The sequence below is a fragment of the Chitinophaga sp. CF418 genome (assembly GCF_900142925.1).
GTDB lineage: Bacteria > Bacteroidota > Bacteroidia > Chitinophagales > Chitinophagaceae > Chitinophaga.
Genome location: NZ_FRCN01000001.1, coordinates 301,914 through 322,810 on the forward strand (window position 1 = coordinate 301,914; position 20,897 = coordinate 322,810).

Consider the following 20,897-nt stretch of genomic DNA (forward strand, 5'->3'; position numbering starts at 1 on the left):
AAATTATCTTTCGATAATCTGTCCTTTTTTCATTAGTGCCTGTTTCACCCAACAGGCCCGGTACAAGTGACTATAAACTCAGGCACCTAAAATGGATTCCATTACGCTCAACAAATTGTTCGATGTTAGTTTTGCGGCAACAAAATCGTCGGGTCTGATTAATAAAGCTTCATTAACCGTTGTATTGGTAAGGGCCATCCATTCATCCAAAATGTTATCATCATCTAATATTACCAATTGGATGTCAATGTTTAGCAGCTGGTTTACTTTGTCACAAGCGGTTTGCCAACTGTCGCTATTATTAACTACCAATGTAAATTGACCTTTAACCCAGTCAATCGATGATGCACTATGAGATTCGTCAAGCCATAGATGTGGAATGCGTGTTCCTGGCTCTCCCATAAAATAAGTAAAGGGCAGATTAGCTTCTCTTTTTACTGCTGAGGACAAATAACCATAATTGGGTAAACCTAACAGATCCTTCCCTTTGGTAATCATTAACTTATCGTTTATCAGGCCATTTTCGCCTGCCAGTTCGCCCGAAATAGTAGCATAATAAGCTCCTATGGGTTGACGTTCCGTATTGTAAGTGTTCAATAAAGTATCATTTGCGTGGTGTTTCAAAACCGCTGCCAGTTTCCAGGCTAAATTCTGTACATCCTGTATGCCCGTGTTTGCACCCTTGCCTGCATAAGGCGTCATTGTGTGTGCGGCATCGCCTGCAAGAAAGATTCTATTAACACGCAGTTGGTCTGCAATTTTTACTGTCAGTTGCCATGGCAGAACTTTGAGGATGGAAATTTTCAGATCCGGAATGCCTAAAATCTGCTGAAGGATTGCAATCAATTTTTCATCCGGATAATCGGCTATTGTTTCACCATTTTCAGGATGAAAACGCAAATGAAATGCCCACTTGTCCTTATTGTTAATAGTTAAAAGGAAACCCGTTATTTCTGGCGTATCAATTAAAAACTGGCTAAACTCCCGTCCTTTTACTAAAAACGCTAAATCAGCTTCGAAATAAATATTCAGCAAATCAGTCCACGAACCATTTCCGGATATCGGGATCTCCAACATTGTTCTCACTGTACTATTAGCACCGTCTGCCGCTATCATATAGTCTGCCTTGATAGTATAGTGCTCTTCAGTCATTCTGTTTTTAACCCAAACTTCTACTCCGTTTTCATGCTGCTCAAAAGATAGCATCTGGTGATAAAAATGAAGATCTAAACCTTTCTTTCGGACAGCTTCATACATAATGGCTTCGCTGATATCCTGTGTACAACGACAGAGGCTTTCCGGAGATTTTTCAGCTAAGTCCTTCATTTCTTTTTGAACTGCAATTAACTGGGCAGGGGTGGCAATTTTCTCGTTACTCTCAGAGATGGAACTTTGTAAAGTTTCAACCAGATTGCTTCCGTGTAAGATACCCCAGGCCGGAGCTAATGCCTTTCCGCCTTCCCGCAAATCCTCACTAAGTCCCAGACTTCTGAATAGTTCCATTGTTCTGACATCAATGGTTCTTGCCCGTGGATATATTGAAACGCCTTTATGTTTTTCTATCAATATAAAGTCAACGCCCTGTTGCGCTAAATATAGCGCTGCAGCTATACCTGTAATGCCACCACCAAGAATGACTACTTGTGTATGTTTAGTTTGCTGTTTCATTACACAAAGATATTTGACCGAAGTAAAATAAAATATCTACTTTAGGTCTATTAATAGTCCTAATCGTTCAATTCATGAAATCGAATTCCAGTGGCAAGGGCAAGACTTTAGACACCTCTGTAAAGACAATTAGAGGCAAAGTGCAAAATGGCGTGACACATATTCCCTCAGATATGGGCACTGGTTATATTAAAGGTTTTTTCCTCAACCCTAAATTACGACTAATAGTGAGGCAATATGAGTTGAACAAAGATTGGGTGTTGGACAGGGGGATTAATAAAGAAGAAGAGAAATTTGTAGTGATTGCTTTTCACAATATCTATCAATTAAAAGATGAAATAAAAACCCGGTCTTTACAACCATCGGCAAGTGGAAAACTGTTGCCTTCGGTACAGGTAACAACTACCGGGCTTAATAATGAACTCCTTCCAGCTAATAAAAAGATTAATTCTATAGTCGTTACCGTACATGTAGATTATCTAAAGGAATTGCTGAAACCTAAAAGGGGGAATACACTTTTACAAATGATAACTTCGGGTAGTCTTCCGTTTTTATTTGAAGAATTAATTTCGCCACAAATTCAAGAAGTGGCCACTGAAATTGTCAAAGCAAATCCCGCAAAAGAATTACAGAATTTTTATTACAAATTAAAGGCAGAAGAACTTATTTATCTATTGTTTGTGGAATTACTGAAACGACAAAACACTCCTCTACAAACGCTGAATGTGAATGATATAAAAATGGTGTATAAGATAAAGGATCAAATTCTTTCAAACATTGACGCCCCTCCAATAATTGCTGAACTTGTAAAAATTTCCGGTATGAGCGAATCTAAATTAAAGCGGGTTTTTAAGCAGATTTTTGGAAACAGTATTTTTAACTACTACCAAAGCTTTAGAATGAAAGAAGCGGCATACTTAATTAAGGAAGGAAATTTGTCTGTGTCGGAAGTAGGCTATCGTTTGGGTTTTTCAAACCTTAGTCATTTTACGAGATTGTTTGAAACACATATTGGTATGAAGCCAAAGAAGTATTCTGTAAGTCAATAAAAGAATGCACAGGCGAATGCTAATGGCTACCAGCTGATTGACACTGCCCCTAAGAAGGTAATGACATTGCTGAAAACTTTACAACCTGATAATTTCATCGCGGATAATGGCGTAGAAGCCCGCAAACTTTAAAGCTTTCAAATCTTTCGACTTGAAGGCTTTTTTAGTTTGAAATCTGATGTTCCTTTATGATAAATTTTATTTTACCAACCTATTTATAAAGTCCCATCTGCCTGCTCTTTGCCGAAACCTTTTAAGAGCCCCATTAAAAGATTCTAATGAGGCTCTGTTGAATGTTGGTTTTCGATTTACGGCGCAGAAGATAAAATAGCTGTCAGCGTTTGCTGCAGCTCTTCCCCGCGCATATTTTTAGCTATGATTTTTCCATTTGGATCGATCAGGAAATTCTGGGGGATAGCCCTTACATCATACATACGGGTTACTTCACTATCCCAGTATTTAAGATCAGACACCTGGGGCCATTCCAGTCCGTCTTTTTTTATAGCTTCTAACCAGGCATCCTTCTGATCTTCCCTGTCCAGAGAAACGCCTAATAAAGTAAAATTTTTGTCTTTAAACTGACGGTATGCTTTTATGTAGTTAGGATTTTCTGCCCGGCATGGCCCGCACCAGCTGGCCCAGAAATCAAGTAACACATATTTCCCTCTGAAATCAGTCAACTTTATGGGTGATCCATTTACATCGTTGAGCGTAAATGCGGGAGCTATGGAGCCTACAGCCACCGTTTTTGCAGCAGCAATCCGGGCCCCCATCGCTTTCCCATCCACAGAGCTCCTGAGGAATGCAGAAAGACTATTAAACAACGGTTCTACGGCAGGAGCATCTATAACCGACCCAATGATCCATTCCATCGCCATGAGGCTGACATAGGCATCCGGATGCCCTTTTACCCACTCTGTCTGAAGCTGCTTTAACGTTGCCAGATACTCTTTCATGTGCCTGGAATATGTATTCTGGTAAGCGGTGTCTTGCCATTTGTCCCGGGATGCCGTATTGAAGTGAAAAGCTTCATCATCCAGCGCATCCATTGGCTCTTTAATAAAACGGTTATACATGGCCAGTTCATCGTTCATTTTAGAGCCTGTGATGACCGCATTTTTAATGAGGTCGTGGGTTTTAATCGCAATAGTCCCCTTTTCTATGTAAAAGGTAAGCAGGTCGGGCTTTTTGCCATTCTGATAGCCAAATCCCTTATTATCCAGACTTAGTTTGCCGATAATGGGATATGGGATCTTCAAATCAAACATGGCTTTACCGTTCTCCACACGTGGAGAATCCACCATTGTCTCATCTCCGATTTTGTATATCAGGTAAGCCCTTTTAGCCGAAACCGTATCAATGTCGAGCTTAATGACACTACTTTGCATTTGTGCCTGGCTGATGATGGGCAGCAGCAACATAACTATTACAATAATCTTCTTCATTTATTTTATGTTTATCATCCCTGTTTATAGGTTAAAGCGATAATTTTTCCGAAACCGGTAACCTTTTGTGTATAGGTGTTTCCGCTGATATCACCTGTGGCCGCCACAGGCAGGTAATATACTGTGCCACCACCGGGCTGTCCGTTCCAGGTAGCCAGGGTGATTACGCCATTCATCATCTTCAGCGCCACTATATTCTCACCATTGGCAAACTGGTAGATTACCCGGGATTGGTTCGCTGCCATGTCATATACATACAACCTGTTATCCGCCGCATAATACATCTGCTTTACAGTGCTGGAAAAAAGATAATCAGGACTACGATGTACATCCGGACTGTTGAGAATCGGCTGCTGTGCAGCAGCTACAGGAGACGTATCAAAATTACCATTGGCATTCAGCGTATATAGAAAACAGCTGTCATCTGATTCATTCTTAAACACGGCATACCAGTTAGTCGGCAGCAAATCCCAGCCTAAACCTGCTTTCATGGTGAGCATAGTTTTAGCAACGTTGTTCAGGTCATAGGCCATCGTATTATTCTGCGGAAAAACATTCAGGCTGGTAGAGGTACCACCTCCATCATACATAAAACGATAATGGGCCTGATCGAAAAAGATAGCGCCAAAAGAGCTGCCTCCTGCTACAAAAGGAGCAGCAGCATAACCCTGATTATCCGGTTGTGTAAAAGCAGCACCAAATAATTTGGAAGCAAACATGCCATTCAGCGCGTACACTTTTTTGCCACAGAGTGCATAAGGGCCATAGGAATAAAAGCTGGGCCTGACCATGTTATAGGGCTGCACTTCTGCAGGAGGGGCATAGAATAGTTTTGTATAATCAGCCAGCACCTGTAAAGAAGTATTATCCAGGGTATATCCTCCTCCATCAAAATATACCATGTTCAAAGTCCCTATCAGGCTTTGTGTATTGATGCTGATAATCTGGCGGGCAGTAACCGGCAGTGGCATAGTTGGATTGCTGGCTGAATAGACACCGTGATAAGCGATATAATCAGGAGAAATGAAGCTGATATCAGCATTTGACTGTTTCTGCTCCAGTAACATCCAGCCGGTCTGGAAAACGGTAGTTACCTGCAGAAACAGGTGTTTGAAATAACTGACACCGGTTACCGTGTCTTTTGCTACAAAGTCCAGGTTATAATAAGTAGCTGCAGGCCGGAGCGTGATTGGCTGATTGAAAAAGCGGTCCCTTGAGATCACCTCAATCCTTCCAGGGTCCAGCGGATTAGCCGGATCTGTGACAGGATATATCCTCCATTCAAAGCTGAGACGGTTAGTGTCCCGGCCGGTGATAGCAGGTGATATGCGCAATGTGTCAAACTGACCTACACGAAAGGTATCCTTAACTACCGTAGCTGTAATATCATTGATGGGCTTATAATCATAGTCACCTTTATCTTTATAACATCCTGTAAAGAGGATGATCGCCAGCAATAGAGAATTCAATATATGCTTCATAGTTGTCTTAATTAAGGGATAAAAACAGGATTTCCGTTCTCGTCAATTAAAGGCCCATTATCGGCATTGTAAGCGAGCAACGCGTTCCTGACTGCATTCTGGTAATATTGTAACGTTGGGTAACCAAGCGCATCGGGACCGCTGGAAGGGAAAGTAGCGATACCCAATACAGATGCAATGAAACGCAGCTTGGTTTCGCTATACGCACCAAAGAAGGTCACGAGGTAAGAATCCCAGTTCCCGGGTTTTATCAGCCTGTCAGTGAAAATAATCCGGGCCTGGCTCCGGTTATAATAAGTGCCATCCGCCATCATGGTATCTTTCATTAATAAGGGAAAATCTTTGCTGGACTGCAAACTGAGGGCCAGTACGACAGCCGTATCCCTCAGGGAAACATCGCGCAGCAGCACAATGCCTAGACGCGTGGTGAACGAATCTTTCGGCATGTTGTAACTCAGCAGCCTGTAATGCACATCAGCTATAGCTGTTGTTTTATCTGCTACTACCACCAGGTCAATGGCACGGTCATGGTCAGACGCATTACCGGTGATGCGAACGGGTAACCAGACTGTATCCTGTCTCATAGTGCTGCTCTTCTCAACAAATGTGTAACTCACACTATCAATGCCGCCTGAATAAACAGCGTTGGTATTATAGATAAAATACACACTTTGCTGTCCGTTGTAGGACCCTGATATTTCATCTTTTCCACAAGCTGTTAAAAAGAGGATTACAAGTAATTTTTTCATAAAAAAGTGTTTAGTTTCTGTACTGTAATTCTGCATCTGGCAGCGGTAAAACATAAATTTTATCAGAAGCTGTTACAGCGGTAAACCGGATCTGGGAACTGTTGATTCTTTTGTAGTAATAAAACAATTGGCCCTCCGCATAAAATTCCTTCTGGTACTCTTTCAGGATCTCATACTGAACCTCCGCCTTGTCCATCCCATCCGACAGATCACTCAAGCCCCGCTGGTGACGCACCGTATTCAGGTATCCGATAGCAGTTGAAGGATCGGAGCATTCTGCAGCGATATAATACATCTCGGGCAGGCGGATCAGCGGCACAAGATTATTATAGATGGGATTCACGGATACCTGCCAGAACTTTGTGCAGAAATAAATAGCGCCACCGAGGTCCCAGAGACGGGCATAACGGATATCGCTGACGCCGCCGGAGCTGATCTCATAAATCTGATCTATCACTCCTCCGTTGCCATATGTATTGGTCAGCTGCTGATTCACGTTTATGTTTACAGTTCCGGTGGATTTAAAATACAGGTCAACCTGCGCGCGGAGATTAAACTTACTGAGGGCAAAAACCTGTTCGGGTATGAAGGTCCTGTCCTGTAAGTTCGAAATGCGCTCAGGCGTCTGGAAATCAAACATGCCGGAATGAATCACATTGTTCGCATGCAACAATGCACGTGTTTTGTCTCCTTTGTACAGGCAGGCTCTGGCAAGTGTAGCTTCTGCTGCCCAGTAATTGAAATGGTTCTGCCGGTGATTGAGCCAGTCGTTCTGTGACTGGTTGCTGGCATCATAATAGTTGTAATTCACCGTCTTGTAACCGGCCAGCAACGAATCGGCCAAAGTAAGCTCACTGATAACGCTGTCCAGCACCTGGCTTACAGTCAGTAATGGAGTTACATTCCCTGAAACAGTCTTTACATAAGGAATAGCCGGCCTTGACGGATCACTGACATAAGAGGCCCCAAACAACCGTAACAGATCAAAATGCATAAAAGCTCTCAGGCCGATAGCCTCCCCTTTCATCAGCTCATAATTGCCTGGCTGGAACAGGTCTTTATTCGCATCGATCTGTTGAAGTATATTATTAACGTTGGCGATCGCATGATACATGGAATCCCATACATTATCGATCCTCGTCTTTACAACGGCATCCTGGTAGTTATAAAGTGCCGCCTGATAGAACCGATGAGCAGGATTGCTCTGACAGCTGTATTGCTGCGCCAGTACATCGAGGAAACTCATGGTGAGCTGGTCGCCATATAAGGAGGAGCTGGCCATTATTGTATACACGCCATACATCGCATCCTCAAAACCACTTTCCGTAGAAAAGAGCTTATCAGGCGCCACAAGGGTCTGAGGGCGGGTGTCCAGCCATTTGTTACAGCCGGGTGTTATTAAAATGATACCTAAGAATATTATTAAATAATGTGTCTTTTTCATACACCGGGTTTTAAGATTTAGAATCCCACTTGCAGAGAGAATGAATAATTGCGGGCGAAGGGATAACTAAGCCCTCTTTCCTGCCTGACCGAAGAGATCACAAATGGATTGTTGATATACAGGTAACATTGTAGCCTGCTCATCTTCCATTTGTCAATAAGACTGTGCGGTAACAGATATCCCAATGTGATGGCATCACAATACAACATATTATTGTCCTGTATAAACCGGGAAGTGGCTTTGGTGATATCGGTACGGGTATTACCGTTCAGGTTCTTCAATCCTTTATAGCGGGCAACATCACCCGGCTTTTGCCATCTGTCTGTGAGTACGCGTATGTCCACATTGTATACGGGATCGGCATTTTCCACCCGGTCGGCCAGCGTGTTGTTATAGATCTGTCCACCCAGCTCTGTGCGCATGGAAACATTTACACTAAATCCTTTGTACATGAAGTTGGTACCGAAGTTACCGGTAACCTCAGGCTGATTATCCCCTACAGGCACCTCATCACGCGAGTCCCATCTGTAGGTCTGCTCACCATTTGCGGTAAGGAAAACCTCATTACCAGTACTGGGATCGATTCCCCGGGAGCGCACGGCATAGATGGTGCTCACACTTTGCCCTTCTTTATACTGCAGCACAGGAGCTGTAACAGGTTTGTCTGACTTTGTCTGCTCACCCAGCGCCTGTTCATTCTGTGCTTTTAATGCATCAGAAATACGCAGCAACTTATTTTGATTATGCAGCAGGTTGCAATAAAAACTCCAGAATATATTTTCCTTCTCCTTTTTTATGGCAAATACAGTCAGGTACACTTCCATTCCTTTGTTCTGCACGGTGCCCAGGTTTGCAAAAAAGCTATTAAAACCGGTAGAAGGAGTGGTATTGACGGTGGTAAACAAGTCATTGGTATGTTCCAGATAATAGTTGAAGGTAACCTGTATCCTGCCCCTGAATAATTCGATGTCAGTACCGATATTCAGCTTATTCGTCTGCTGCCATTTCAGATCTGTATTGCCCAGGCTTAACAGGGAAGCACCAATATGGTCCAGATAGCGGGTGGATGTTAAGTATTGGTAAGTCTGAGCCGCTGCAAAAGGAGGAAAGTTTTGTGAGCCTGTGGACCCGATTGAAGCGCGTAGCTTAAACCGGTTGATCAACGCCGGAATGTGCAGGAACTTTTCTCTATTTACGTTCCAGCCAATACCAACTGACCAGAAAGGCGCGTAATGTTTATTGGAGCCAAATAAGGAAGAACCGTCCTCCCGAAAAGACAGATCAAGCAAATATCTATAGTCGTATGCGTAGCTCACGTTTGCATAATAGCTGATCAATCGCTGGATGCTTTCGGTACCGGTAGGCTTCCCGTATACCGGGTATTGCAATCCAAAGAGTATGTTGTCAAGATCAGCATTGGGAAATCCTTCCACCATTACTGTACTGGCATTGGATTTATCCTGCTGGATATGATAACCTGCTGTAGAAAATAATGTATGCCGGCCGAAATTAGTTCCATAATTCAGATACACATCACCCTGATAGCTGGATGATAATCCGGTAGTTTGCTGGTAGTAACCACGGGTTGAGAAAAGGCTGTCAGGCGTATTCACAAACTCCACCGCATCGGCCGGCAGGAAAAAATCGGCCGTATTTCGCTGGTTATACATACTGAACCGCGCGCTCAGCTTCAACGCTCTCAGTATATTCCAGTCTGCCTGAAAGTTATCAGTGATATTAACGTAACCGCTTGTGTTTTTTGTCTTCAGTTGCGCATCATACATGGGATTATAGACCCCATCCTGTAGGCCGGCATCGTAGTCGCTATGCTCGAGGATCTTAGAGATCTTTCCGCTGAGCGAATCAACAGGCCGCCAGTAAGGATTCAGCTTTGCATATTGTGAGAAATTGCCGTAAGGGGAATTAACAGCTTTATTGCTGGTAACAGACAAATAGTTGGTAAACTGCAACGGGCCTTTGTGATAAACCAGGTCCACTCCACCGGAAAGGTTATCTCTTTTTGATCCCTTCATAACACCGGGTGTATTAGCATAAGAAAGATCCACACCGTAACGCATATAATCGTCACCTCCATCCAGATACACGCTGTGCTTCTGCGCAAAAGCAGTTCTAAGCGGCTGTGACAACCAATAGGTATTCACGCCTCTTCTTACCTCGGCCAGGCGTCTGTTGTATATTTCTTCCAGGGCTTCCTGTACTGAAAGCGGCTGACTGAATGATCTGTTATAAACACCGGCTACCTGCTCAAGGTGTAATTTTTGCGCTGCATTCAGTAAGTGATAGCTGGTCAGATCGGGCGTGCTGAAGGAAAGGTTATTATTATAGCTCAGACGCAGCCGTCCTTTCCTGGGCTGTAAGGTTTCTATAACAAGCACACCGTTAGCCGCTTTGGAGCCATAGATGGAAGTAGCGGCAGCATCTTTGAGAATAGTCACCTTACTCACCCGGTTCATATCCAGATCATAAATTTTCTGCAGCGGCACCTCAAAGCCATCGAGAATAAATAATGGCGGATTGCTAATATAACCGTACTGACTGGTAAGATTCGTATTTGCGATACTGTTAGCACCACGTACCTGGATCTGAGGCAGATGATTAGGATCAGAACCGAAATTCACATCGGAAGGCACCTGGAAAGAAGCGTCCAGGGAACGTAAGGCGCCTATTACGCTTGTATTATTGACAGTACGCAACTGGTCAACGGTATAGGTTTTCGCCTCTCCTGTATAATTTTCTACAGGTCGTTTGTAGATCCCGTTCACCACAGTCTCGTTCAGGTTGAGTACCAATGGCTGCAGCACGATCGTAATTCCGGAGGCTGGTGAAGATCGTACTTTCATTTCTGTGGATGTCTGATTGATGCACGTGATCACCAATACATCTCCTTCTTCAGCCATAATTGAAAAGCGTCCGTCGGTACTGGTAGGGGAAAATATATTTTTCCCTTTAACACTAACAGTAGCATCGGGCAATGGTTGTCCGTCCTTATCGGTAACAATTCCTGTTAGTATGGCCGGTGGCGGGCTATCCGACGGCAACTTCTTCCTGCTGAATAAAATAATTGTCTTACTCCTGATCAAGTAATCTACGGGGAGATCTTTGAAGAGCAGATCAAGAAATTTTGTAAGTGGCAAATGTTCAGCATTAATAGCAATCAAAGGGATGTTATCAAGGACGGGTCCATTGTAAACAACAAAATAGCCGGTCTGCTTTTCAACCTCTTTAAATACGGTCTTAATAGGGACATTTTTGCCAGCATAGGTAATTTCCTGGGCTGTTCCTCTTGCGCATAGGCTTAAGAGAGCGATTAACAGATAGAGGCAACGCCTTAGCGTTGCATATCTACGCAAAGCAGTATTCTGCATACTTTGAGGGTTTGGTTATTAATTGATGCTGGTTGATTTATAACATGCATTGCCCTTCACCCGCCGGCAAAGGCGAATCCAATTAACAATGCACTGATACTTTTTATTTTTTAATTTCCGGTCACCAGTATCGTATGGCTCTTCATAGTATAGTTCACACCCATTTTTGTCAGGAAGTCCATCACTCCCTGCAGGGTAAGATTACGGTCCATTTTTCCATTGATCCTGAGTTCCGGTACGGCTCCTTTATACAGTACTTCTATATTATACCATCTCGCAAGTTGTTTCATAACTAAAGGCAGACTGGCATCTTCGAAATAAAATATGCCATTTTTCCATGCAATTTCCTTTTCAATATTTACATCTGTAAGGACACTGAGCGGCTCGTTTGCACTTTCCACGACCTGCTGTCCGGGCTTCAATATAATAGTGCTTCCGGTTATTCTGATACGGCCATCAATCAACGTTGTCTTTATTTTCCCTTCATCTTCATAGGCATTAATATCAAAGCTGGTCCCCAGTACCTCGATACCTGAGTGTCCTGTTACATCTACGATAAATGGATGAGACATATCTTTTGCTACCTCCAGGTATACTTCTCCGGTGACTGCTACTTTACGGTCATTGCCTGCAAAAAAAACAGGATAAGTGATGGAAGAAGCTGCATTCAACCAGGCTTTTGTTCCATCGGGTAATACTATCTGGTACTGCCCACCCATGGGAGTGGTCATTTTATTCATCAGCACCTCATCATCTGCAGCATCACCTTTTGAATCATAACGCACTTCTCCGTTTGCAGACTTTATAATGGCTACATTTCCCTGCCTGGCAATTGTTCCGTTGATAGCGCTATCCAGCCTTATAATTGAGCCATCTGATAATGTCAGCACAGCCTTATTACCTCCTGCGGGTATATCCATGGCTGTTTCAGCCTTAGGTACGGGCTGCCTGTTTACGAAAACGAAGGTGGTTATGGCAGTAATCAGCCCAGCTGCAGCTACCCAGCGCATCATCGTCACGGCAGGTTTCCTTTTTTGCTTTTGCCATTGCCCGTGTAGGGATTTATTGAATTCCAGCATGTTCTCCCACACTCTTTTCTGACTTTCCGAAGACCTTTTATCCGTGTCTGCATCTTCGCTCAGCTGCCGGGAAACCAACTCATGGCTGACAGCATCGTTAGCCGGGTCTTGCAGGAACAGGAACAGCTCCCTGACCTGCTCATCAGTTGCCTGATTGGTCACATACAACTGAAAGAGCTGGTGGATATGTTCAGTTTCGTTTGCCATATACAATTAAGTCGATTAAGAATAAACGAAGGACTATCTGAAATGAAAAAAAATTAAAAAAAAAGTATAAAGAAGGAAAGGGCCATAAATTCCCCATGGTTGAGCAGATGTTGCCTGATGGCGGCAAAGGCACGTACGAGGTGATTACGGACGGTATTGGGGCTTATTCCGAGCCGTTCCCCTATCTCTTTATAGGTGAGTTCCTCCTGCTGTTGCAACTTATAAACAAGCCGCTGCTGTTCGGGCAACCGGCTTATGGCTTCGGCGATCAGCTTTTGCAGCAGATTATAATCCAGCTGCCATTTCTGCTCTACATTCTTATTTTCGTATAAAGTAGCGTTAATAATGTACTGTGCCCTTAGCTCAACGCCCTGGCGTTTCATTCTATCGAGGCATTTATTGGCTACCATCCGAAAGATCCAGGCCGCGGGATGCTCAATACCGGTTAATGTGGTTCTGTTCTCCCAGATATAAAGCAAGGCTTCCTGCGTCACTTCCTCACTCCAATACTCTGATTTGAGCAGCTTTGTGGCATTAAAGCGCAGTACCTGGAAATATTTGTCATACAGCAGGCGGAAAGCAAGGGCATCCCCTTTAGCAATACGTGCAAAGAATTCTTTATCCTGATATAAGTTATTATTTTTCAATTTCTATGGTTCTAAGGCGCTTACTTTAAGTGCATATTTCATCCCTGTGTAACTCTCCTAAGGATGTCATTTCTTCAATGACAAGCAGTTGGCTCATATTTTACTACAGGGGGGTTAGTGTACGGTCATTTTCCGTTCAGCGGCTCCAACATGTTATTGAAGGCCTTTAAATACTGTCTGCAATCACCGGAAATTTTCTACCTTTTCTCATTGCTTAGCTCGGGATACTTTATCCAGGGATCATACTTTCTCAGGATACCTTTAAAGGTAAGCAGATTAATTTTACAGGTATAAATTTAATTAAACCATTGAGGGTTTGACAGGGTATTGGCATGTGAATACAACAGGATGAGAAAGGTGAAACTGTTTGGTTGGAACAGGTAACAGGTGGAGAGTATAAAACTAAGCTATTTTATAATATTAGTTTCCGGCGTATCCGGCTCAGACTTTCCGGCTTCATCCCCAGAAAGGAAGCAATATAAGTAACGGGAACGTTATGTAAGATTCCCGGATAATTCTCAATAAGTTTTCTATAACGCTTCTCTCCGGAAAGAGTAGCAAGCTCAATCGAACGGTTTTCATTATAGGCGATAGATTTTTGAAAAACTCCTATGCTAAAGTCTTTCATAACTTCGCTTTTTGAAGTCAGTAAATCAAGATCAGTCTTTGTAATGCGTAATAGCTCACATTCAGTGATACATTCAACATTCTCATTGGCTTTTGTTGTATTTACAAAATGAAAATAAGAAGTAAAAAACCCCGGAGGACAATTGATATGTGTTGTCACCTCATCACCATTCTCGTTATAATGGAATAGGCGCAAATAGCCCGATATAATATAATAAAGGTATTGCGGTACTTTTCCCTCTTCTTCAATAATACGGTTTTTAGGAAAAAGTACCGGCTCAAAATATTGAAAAATCAAATCCTCATCCACTTTTGAAAGAGAATGTCCGGACTGGATAAAATCAATTAATTTCTGTTGCATCATACCTCACTAATTATATACTCAAATTTACAATAACTATTTCAATAGCTCTTTATGCTCCATTAAATACAATAATGCTTCTTTTACTGCTTGTTCGGGGCTTTTGGGATTAAATCCCAACTCCTTTTTTGCTTTTGTAATGTCAAAATTCTGTTGCAAGCCTGAAAACATAGCAATATCCTTACGGGTCAATACAGGTGGCTTTTTCTGTATTTTAGCAGAAAATTCCATGATCCCGGCAATAATAAACAAAATGGATTTGGGTACCGAACCAGGTATTTTGATCTTTAGCTCAGGATATAATTTATTGGCTAAGATGGTAGTATCTGTGATGGTCATACACTTCTCGTTGGCCAAAATGTAACGTTCTCCGGCACGACCATTCTTTGCAGCCAGATAGCAGCCTTCCGCTACGTCTTTTACATCGATCCAGTTCAGCGTGATTTTAGTATCTACCGGAATTTCTTTATTGAGAATGAGCTTTAAAACTCCGTAAGAAACATTCAATGGTAGAAAAGCTTCACTTCCGATCATCGCTGAGGGCATTACAGATACTACTTCTATTCCTAGTTTCCCAGCCAATTCAAACGCAAGCTTTTCACCGTCGTTCTTAGAATTGTAATACATGTCCCTGCGGTTAGGATTGTAGCCATAACTTTCTTTGGTCGGCAGCCTTGTATAATCTAATGCCGCTATAGAGCTTACATAGACAATACGTTTTACACCCGCTTCTGCTGCCGCTTCAATAGTATTTCTTGTTCCTTGAATATTAACATCATAAATTTCTTTTTTAGGATCTTGTGCCCAAAGTTTGAAAGATGCGCCAACTGCATAGAACGTTTCCACTCCCTGTAGCGCTTTTATAAAAGATGATTTATCGGTAATATCTGCCTGCACCACCTCGCAATCCAAACCTGTAAATGGCGCTTTATTGTTAATACTTCGAACAGTTGCCCTTACGGGAATTCCTTTTTTGATCAATAGTCTAACCAGGTTGTTCCCTAAATGTCCGTTGGCTCCGGAAACTAAAGCCAGATTTTTCTGTGTCATACCACTTTATTTTAGTGAGACAAAGTTCCTATAACTGTTTACCAATGCACTTGACTTTTGTTAGGTAATCCAATTTATTCCTTACACTCTTTAAAATATTAGTTTAACATGTCTATCCTTTTGTTTGCCTCCTTGTTATAATAAATTCTCAGAGATCAAAACCGGCTTCATATTTATATGCTGATTCTGTCACTTCCTCTTAAAGCGCATTGTAAAGGAAGTGAGCAGAAAATAAACAAGGGTCGGCCCTATCCCGGCAATGGGCTTTTCTCTTCGTGATATGCTCATATTATAGAAAAGCAGTGCAGCTAAGTTGACAGGAATTATGACTTTGGTACAACAAGCGCCATCTGCAAATCCTTCCTTACCTCCTTCCATTCTATCCAGATATGATCATAAGGAGGCTCGTCTCCCGTCATTCTGTCTTCAATCTCATCCCTCCGCTGTTTATAAAATGCAATTGTCTTTAAAACCCTTGCGGGATCAAAATCAATTTCACCATTGATCAGTTCAGCATTAGTTTCCAGTATATAACCGATGTTAATCCTGTTCTCTGTCAAAGTAAGGTTACCATTAGGCCCGGAAATTTTAATACCCTCAGCCAACAGTTGACTCAATATACTATCAGCATTATCATCCTGTCCATCATCTTCCCAGAAGCAAATAATACATATAGAAAATTCACCGCGCGTTGTGAGTGAAGGAAAGCCACAGCCCGGGCAGGTATACAGGCGAATATCATTGGCTTCAAGATAAGTATCATAGTGGGCTCTTCTGATATGGAAAGCAGCTAATATTTCAGCATCATTCATATGGTTCAAAATTACCTTATTTCCGGAAAGCAACAATTTCCGGTAAATCTCCTCATTGAAGAGGTTCAAAGTTGTCCTATTGTTGCTCCCTTTAGGCTGATACTACACCGATTAGGAGAACAAAGATTGCATGATCATAAAAAATGTTGTACTTTTCTCCCTATTCTTCTGGTAACTAAGCCGATCTTAAAAGTCCCATGCTAACCAGCTGCCACAATACGTCGAGAGAGTAACAAAAATAAGATGCACGGAACCAGCCGAACTGGAAAAGTTTATATAAAAATAACTGGGTTATGAACAGGCTATTGTTGCTGTCCTGTTGTATGATCGGATGTCTGCTGCAATGCCTGGCACAAAAGCAGCTGCCTTCACATATGGTCTTACAACAGTTGAGTAAAAAGGAGCGTCCTGATACTGCTGAAATGCGCATCCTGCTGGACGCAGGGTACACATATGTTATGAGGCCGGGCACAGCCCGTACTGATATGGACAGCGCTACCCTGTACGCAGAAAAGGTGCTGATATCTTCTATAAAAGCCAAAGACGAAATATGGGAAGGTCAGGGCTATCTGCTCTTTTCAAATATCCTGCGTGAGCAGCATATTACAGCGAAAGGAAGAGAGTATGCCCTGAAAGCGAAAAATATCTTCGAAAAATACGAGCAGAAAGATTATCTGGCGGATACGTATATCGAACTCGCTAACTATTATGGAGTGCAAGCCAGGGAAGATATTAATAAAAGAATCAGTTATTACAAAGATGCCATCAAGCTTTACAAAGAGGCCGGCCTGAAAGAAAAACAGGCGCATACCCTGTATATGCAGGGCGATCTCTATAATGTCCTGTATGACTACAAATCATTGACAGAGACGCTGGCACAATCGGTAGCCCTTTATGATGAAATTAAAGTAGAACCCGGCGCTGATGTGTATTCCTTACTGGGAACAGGCTATAGCCTTCTGGGAGATTTCGGTAACGCTATGAAGTACAACCTGCTTGCTGTAAAAGTGATCGAGTCTCTGAAAGATACGATCTATACATACCCTACTATTTACAACAGGCTTGGGCTCCTTTATTACTACATGGGAGACCATAATGAAGCATTAAAGTACTTTCAAAAAGCCTGGCCGATAGCGATTAAGTTCACAGATACGCCTACGCTGCGTACCCTGTCCATCAATATGGCGGCCAGTTACGCAGCAATGAAGATGGCTGATAAGGCCCTGGCCGTGATGAAAGCAGCAGAACGTAACTATCCCACTACAGACTTTGTAGAAAAAACGTGGATATCTTTATTCATCGCCGGTTGTTACATGGATCTTAAACAAACCAATGCCGCCCTCCCTTATATGCGTCTGGCACATAAAAACAGAGACCAGTTGCCTGAAATGTTTCAGGCAAGTTTAGATGATCTTGACGCAAGATATTATCTCGAAAACGGAGAATATACGAAGAGTCATCAGGTGTCCTTAAATGTGATCGCTTTCGGCCTGAAATCGAAGAATCTGAAGCTGCAGTCAAACGCCCATATGGCTCTCTTCAGAGCCGATTCTGCCATGGGTAATTACAAAGAAGCTGTCGAACACTATCGCGAGTATACAATTATTAAAGACTCTCTATTTAACATAGCTAAGACAAGACAGATAAGTACGTTACAGGTACAGTTTGAAACAAAACAGCAAAAACAAAGCATTGAATTACTCACCCGTAATTCACAACTGCAACGCGCTGCACTGGACAAAGCCCGCTTTATCAGAAATGCGATCATCGCAGGCGGCAGCATACTGGCCATCATGCTAGCCATTATGCTGGCGCTCGTGTATAATCGTTATCAACTTAAGCTGCGCAGCAACCGGCAGTTGGAACAAAAACAAGATGAGATCAATGAGAAAAACCAATCCCTCCAGCATCTTATCACAACCCAGAATAAACTACTGGGAGAAAAAGAATGGCTGGTAAAAGAGATACATCACCGGGTAAAAAATAACCTGCAGATAGTCATGAGTCTTCTGAACACACAGGCCGCATTCCTGGATGATAAAGATGCCCTCAATGCTATCCGGGAAAGCAGGTACCGGATGCAGGCCATCTCACTCATTCACCAGAAGTTATACCAATCTGAAAACGTGGCCATGATAGATATGAGTGCCTACATCAAAGACCTCGTCGAATATCTGAAAGATGGCTTTTCAGGTGTCAATAAGATCCGGTTTGATCTTCAGATAACCCCTGTAAACCTGGATGTATCACAATCCGTTCCTATTGGACTGATTCTCAACGAAGCGATCACCAACTCCATAAAATATGCCTTTACAGGTAATGGAATTATAACGATCTCCCTGCTGGAGACCGCCCCAGGCCAGCTAACGCTCATAATAGCTGATAATGGCGTTGGGTTATCCGCAGAAGGCAATAACCAGGCCCGTAAACAGTCTATGGGAATGATGCTTATGAATACTCTCGCCGAACAATTGGAAGGAACATTGGATATACAGAGCAGGAATGGGGTAATTATTACAGTCAATTTTAAATACCAGGAAAAACAAGCGTTTAGTACACCGGTGAGGCTTGAAGAGGAAATGGAAGACTATGTCTCAAATTTATGATACCTGATCTATGGGGGAAAATTGAAGGATTTTCTATAGATTAAGACAAAAAGCTTAATCTTTGTCCCTTTAGCCCACAAGCCTTAAAGCCTTCAAATCAAAAAACCGGAGGCTTTCTTTATAGGGTATAACCTAATAGAACTATGGAACAGGATTTCCCCATATCTTCCTTTATGGAGATAAAAAAACACCTCAGCACGGAGCGAAAAAACTTCGAAAAAGATAAAAGCATCTGGAAAACCGTCAGAACTGCCCTTACTGAAGCTGAAGCCATTATATGATTTCCTGGAGAGCAGTTTAATCTGTATACCTCCATATCCTCAGCTTTTTTTCAAGGCTGTTTAAAGACAAGACAGGAAGGACGCCGGGAGAGTTCAGGAATAAAAACCAGTCCTCACTTACTTGCTCTATTTCAGCTTCCCCATTTTAATAACCGTGTTCAGCTCTTCTATCATTGCAGGGCGACGGGGATATTTACGGATTATCTTTTCCGCAACAGCAATGATCTGTTCTTTTCCTTCCGGAATAGTTTCAATTACCATTTCCATTTTGGCAGCCAAATTTGCATATTCATTACGATTTCCCACTACATCACCTTTACGCTCAAATGCCGGCAGATATATTGCCAATAATTGTAACGGATATTCCTTAACCAAATGATCATGATATTGTAAAACCCTTTCCAGATCCATTTCCTTACTCATAAGCGCAAGGAGCCTGTCCCAATATTTCTCTTCAACATAAACAGGAGCTAGTAAATCAAGTAATTGTGTATCGGGCGAATACCATACCCTGCCTTTATGTTTCTGGTACTGAGCTTCTATACCCGCTATTCTCTCTTCAATATACTTTTCTATCTCATCCTTCCATTCAGCATTGGTAAATGTCTTCTTCCATTGATTGTAGTATGCCTGATCAAACCCTCCATCAAAAGCGAAATACTTTGTATAATGCCTGATCGTCTTCTTATCCTCCTCCAAAACAGCAATACGCAGTAATTCTTCTTCCCATTCACCAACAGTTCCCTCGTGGCCCTTTTCCCTGGCAATTACGATCCCCTCAGCTATCAGTTTTTTCGCCAAAAGAAAATCCTTTCTTTCTATCGAACTATTCACCTCTTCCTTCCTGACTTCTACAATATCTAAATTTTGCTGAGCAAGCAACTGAGCATCAGCAACATTTCCTATGGCCTTCAAAAAGCCAATTTTCCGCACAAGGAAATAATCCTTCCTATAAGAATGTTTCTCCGCTGAAGCCTTTTTAATCCGGTCATCAATGAAATTCAGAAACGATTTCTCCTTATTTAGTTGCAGCGCCAAGGTTTGATATACATTTATCATCTCATACCCAAAGTCACCATACTCATAGTATACAGAATTACCTACCACTGATTGTACAAAACCAAACATCCCCTCTTTTAAATCCATTGCTACCTTTTCAGATTTTGCAATAACTTCTATCATTTGTATGCAACTGCTAATTATATCTCCAATACATCCAGAGGAATCATCGCAGTAAGTAATGAGGTCGATAACTTCTGTCAGTACTGATCTAGCCAAGATAAACGCATTACTGAAATTGGCTTTATGTATAAGGCGATCCCCTTCCTCAAGCAATTTGTTAATTTCATTTGCCAGACTGTGAACAGACCTGTAATCGATGAAATCTCCATTCGTATTACTTCGTATAATGTTTCTAATCAGATATGCATACTTTTTACCAATATCTATACTTTTATCCTTATCGGCAAAATGACGTTCAAATGTAGACTTGAATTTCTCATCTCTGACAGCATGAGTTAGAATAAATTCCTGATACTCCTCTAAACTTATCTTCTGTAATAACTTCTCAAAATTGTCTTTTTCCGGTGCTTCTTTGATGGCAGGGAGCCTTGTCAGCTCCTCTCTGAGCAGGAACAACACGGCTACAACATGCTTGCAGATATCACCGTCATAAGGACAGCTGCAGGAGTATGATTTTATTTTGTCCTTCCTGAAAAGCTCCACTTCTACAGTATATGATTCAGCCCCCATCACTTCTGCCTGCCAAAAATCCTTATCTGTTTCTTCCAGATCGAGAACTGCACCGTCCTCATAATATTCTCTTCCACGATGTACTATCGTGTCACTTACCTGGAGCTCAAATTTTTTCAACGCCAGCATGCGCCAATGATTTTATTCAAAAATACGTATTATCCTAAAAAACGGCTTTCAGTTGGCTCACTCAATACTTCTTATCACCATCCGTATAATCGTAAAAGTACCAAAACTAATATTAAGCCATTAT

At 42.2% G+C, this 20,897-nt stretch carries 14 protein-coding genes; 2 read left to right on the top strand and 12 right to left on the bottom strand.

What is annotated here, in order from left to right:
• Nucleotides 1–78: 78 nt before the first annotated feature.
• Nucleotides 79–1,668 carry an FAD-dependent oxidoreductase gene (locus F3I09_RS01310; protein ID WP_149693234.1) on the bottom strand — a complete coding sequence of 530 codons (1,590 nt, stop codon included), beginning with the start codon at nucleotides 1,666–1,668 and terminating at the stop codon, nucleotides 79–81.
• 74 nt (nucleotides 1,669–1,742) lie between these two features.
• On the opposite strand from F3I09_RS01310, the gene F3I09_RS01315 reads away from it, so the two are divergent.
• On the top strand, nucleotides 1,743–2,717 hold the full coding sequence (locus F3I09_RS01315) for an AraC family transcriptional regulator (protein ID WP_149693235.1): 975 nt from the start codon (nucleotides 1,743–1,745) through the stop codon (nucleotides 2,715–2,717).
• A gap of 308 nt (nucleotides 2,718–3,025) precedes the next feature.
• On the opposite strand, the gene F3I09_RS01320 is transcribed toward F3I09_RS01315, so the two are convergent.
• The 10 genes from F3I09_RS01320 to F3I09_RS01365 form a co-directional block, all read right to left on the bottom strand.
• Nucleotides 3,026–4,162, bottom strand: coding sequence for a TlpA disulfide reductase family protein (locus tag F3I09_RS01320; RefSeq protein WP_149693236.1), 1,137 nt, complete (start codon nucleotides 4,160–4,162; stop codon nucleotides 3,026–3,028).
• A 14-nt stretch (nucleotides 4,163–4,176) separates the two neighbouring features.
• On the bottom strand, nucleotides 4,177–5,643 hold the full coding sequence (locus tag F3I09_RS01325; protein ID WP_149693237.1) for a PKD-like family lipoprotein: 1,467 nt from the start codon (nucleotides 5,641–5,643) through the stop codon (nucleotides 4,177–4,179).
• 11 nt (nucleotides 5,644–5,654) lie between these two features.
• Nucleotides 5,655–6,392: a DUF4843 domain-containing protein gene (locus F3I09_RS01330; RefSeq protein WP_188133639.1), complete on the bottom strand. Its 738-nt coding sequence runs from the start codon at nucleotides 6,390–6,392 to the stop codon at nucleotides 5,655–5,657.
• A gap of 10 nt (nucleotides 6,393–6,402) precedes the next feature.
• Nucleotides 6,403–7,836, bottom strand: a complete 1,434-nt coding sequence (locus F3I09_RS01335) for a RagB/SusD family nutrient uptake outer membrane protein (RefSeq protein ID WP_149693239.1) — start codon at nucleotides 7,834–7,836, stop codon at nucleotides 6,403–6,405.
• A gap of 17 nt (nucleotides 7,837–7,853) precedes the next feature.
• A complete protein-coding gene (locus tag F3I09_RS01340) occupies nucleotides 7,854–11,222 on the bottom strand; it encodes a SusC/RagA family TonB-linked outer membrane protein (RefSeq protein WP_149693240.1) in 3,369 nt (1,122 codons plus the stop codon).
• 110 nt (nucleotides 11,223–11,332) lie between these two features.
• Nucleotides 11,333–12,508: a FecR family protein gene (locus tag F3I09_RS01345; protein WP_149693241.1), complete on the bottom strand. Its 1,176-nt coding sequence runs from the start codon at nucleotides 12,506–12,508 to the stop codon at nucleotides 11,333–11,335.
• Between the two features lie 53 nt (nucleotides 12,509–12,561).
• Nucleotides 12,562–13,155: an RNA polymerase sigma factor gene (locus F3I09_RS01350; RefSeq protein WP_149693242.1), complete on the bottom strand. Its 594-nt coding sequence runs from the start codon at nucleotides 13,153–13,155 to the stop codon at nucleotides 12,562–12,564.
• A gap of 412 nt (nucleotides 13,156–13,567) precedes the next feature.
• Nucleotides 13,568–14,146 (bottom strand): Crp/Fnr family transcriptional regulator, encoded by a 579-nt coding sequence (locus F3I09_RS01355; protein WP_223233101.1) that lies wholly within the window; start codon nucleotides 14,144–14,146, stop codon nucleotides 13,568–13,570.
• 33 nt (nucleotides 14,147–14,179) lie between these two features.
• A complete protein-coding gene (locus F3I09_RS01360; RefSeq protein WP_149693243.1) occupies nucleotides 14,180–15,193 on the bottom strand; it encodes an NAD-dependent epimerase/dehydratase family protein in 1,014 nt (337 codons plus the stop codon).
• A gap of 323 nt (nucleotides 15,194–15,516) precedes the next feature.
• Nucleotides 15,517–16,005 carry a CPCC family cysteine-rich protein gene (locus tag F3I09_RS01365; RefSeq protein WP_149693244.1) on the bottom strand — a complete coding sequence of 163 codons (489 nt, stop codon included), beginning with the start codon at nucleotides 16,003–16,005 and terminating at the stop codon, nucleotides 15,517–15,519.
• Nucleotides 16,006–16,298: 293 nt separating this feature from the next.
• Here F3I09_RS01365 and F3I09_RS01370 point away from each other — a divergent pair, with 293 nt between their 5' ends.
• The gene (locus F3I09_RS01370) at nucleotides 16,299–18,611 is read left to right on the top strand and encodes a histidine kinase dimerization/phosphoacceptor domain -containing protein (protein ID WP_149693245.1); all 2,313 of its coding nucleotides are present in this window, start codon (nucleotides 16,299–16,301) and stop codon (nucleotides 18,609–18,611) included.
• 407 nt (nucleotides 18,612–19,018) lie between these two features.
• Here the strand turns inward: F3I09_RS01370 and F3I09_RS01375 are convergent, their stop codons facing one another.
• Nucleotides 19,019–20,773 carry an SWIM zinc finger domain-containing protein gene (locus F3I09_RS01375; protein WP_149693246.1) on the bottom strand — a complete coding sequence of 585 codons (1,755 nt, stop codon included), beginning with the start codon at nucleotides 20,771–20,773 and terminating at the stop codon, nucleotides 19,019–19,021.
• Nucleotides 20,774–20,897 lie beyond the last annotated feature (124 nt).

Bases quoted from the DNA above. Each gene is read 5' to 3' on its own strand.
- F3I09_RS01310 (WP_149693234.1), bottom strand. From the start codon at position 1,668: ATGAAACAGCAAACTAAACATACACAAGTAGTCATTCTTGGTGGTGGC.
- F3I09_RS01315 (WP_149693235.1), top strand. From the start codon at position 1,743: ATGAAATCGAATTCCAGTGGCAAGGGCAAGACTTTAGACACCTCTGTA.
- F3I09_RS01320 (WP_149693236.1), bottom strand. From the start codon at position 4,162: ATGAAGAAGATTATTGTAATAGTTATGTTGCTGCTGCCCATCATCAGC.
- F3I09_RS01325 (WP_149693237.1), bottom strand. From the start codon at position 5,643: ATGAAGCATATATTGAATTCTCTATTGCTGGCGATCATCCTCTTTACA.
- F3I09_RS01330 (WP_188133639.1), bottom strand. From the start codon at position 6,392: ATGAAAAAATTACTTGTAATCCTCTTTTTAACAGCTTGTGGAAAAGAT.
- F3I09_RS01335 (WP_149693239.1), bottom strand. From the start codon at position 7,836: ATGAAAAAGACACATTATTTAATAATATTCTTAGGTATCATTTTAATA.
- F3I09_RS01340 (WP_149693240.1), bottom strand. From the start codon at position 11,222: ATGCAGAATACTGCTTTGCGTAGATATGCAACGCTAAGGCGTTGCCTC.
- F3I09_RS01345 (WP_149693241.1), bottom strand. From the start codon at position 12,508: ATGGCAAACGAAACTGAACATATCCACCAGCTCTTTCAGTTGTATGTG.
- F3I09_RS01355 (WP_223233101.1), bottom strand. From the start codon at position 14,146: ATGATGCAACAGAAATTAATTGATTTTATCCAGTCCGGACATTCTCTT.
- F3I09_RS01360 (WP_149693243.1), bottom strand. From the start codon at position 15,193: ATGACACAGAAAAATCTGGCTTTAGTTTCCGGAGCCAACGGACATTTA.
- F3I09_RS01365 (WP_149693244.1), bottom strand. From the start codon at position 16,005: ATGAATGATGCTGAAATATTAGCTGCTTTCCATATCAGAAGAGCCCAC.
- F3I09_RS01370 (WP_149693245.1), top strand. From the start codon at position 16,299: ATGAACAGGCTATTGTTGCTGTCCTGTTGTATGATCGGATGTCTGCTG.
- F3I09_RS01375 (WP_149693246.1), bottom strand. From the start codon at position 20,773: ATGCTGGCGTTGAAAAAATTTGAGCTCCAGGTAAGTGACACGATAGTA.